Below are 543 nucleotides of genomic sequence, written 5' to 3' on the forward strand. Positions count from 1 at the left end.
CATCACAAGACATAAACAATACAGCTATTCCGCTTTCTACAAAAGAAGCTTTTGAGAGCGTATATATGCCATCCTTAATTGGATTAATTGCTAAATTAAAAGAATTAAGTGTCGAGTGGGCAAACATTCCGTTGCTTGCGCGTACGCACGGACAACCAGCCTCACCTACTCGATTGGGTAAGGAAATTGGCGTTTTTGTAGAGCGTTTAGAGGAGCAAATGCGATTATTGTTTCATGTCCCTTTTGCAGCCAAATTTGGAGGAGCAACTGGAAATTACAATGCTCACCATGTTGCGTATCCGCAAATTGATTGGAAAGAATTTGGAGGCAAGTTCGTAGGTGACACTTTAGGATTACACCACTCTTTTCCGACGACACAAATTGAACATTACGACCATTTTGCAGCGTTTTTTGATGCTTTAAAAAGAATCAATACTATTGTTATTGATCTTGACAGAGATATTTGGACGTATGTATCAATGGAATATTTTAAACAAAAAATAAAAGCAGGTGAAATAGGATCATCGGCTATGCCCCATAAAG

The 543-nt window shown here is 38.5% G+C and carries 1 protein-coding gene; it reads left to right on the forward strand.

The annotated features are described in order from the left end of the window. Positions 1–543 (forward strand): lyase family protein (locus tag CLVI_RS17215; protein ID WP_242980758.1); only part of this gene is annotated, 543 nt, incomplete at both ends.

This window comes from Clostridium vincentii (assembly GCF_002995745.1).
GTDB lineage: Bacteria > Bacillota > Clostridia > Clostridiales > Clostridiaceae > Clostridium > Clostridium vincentii.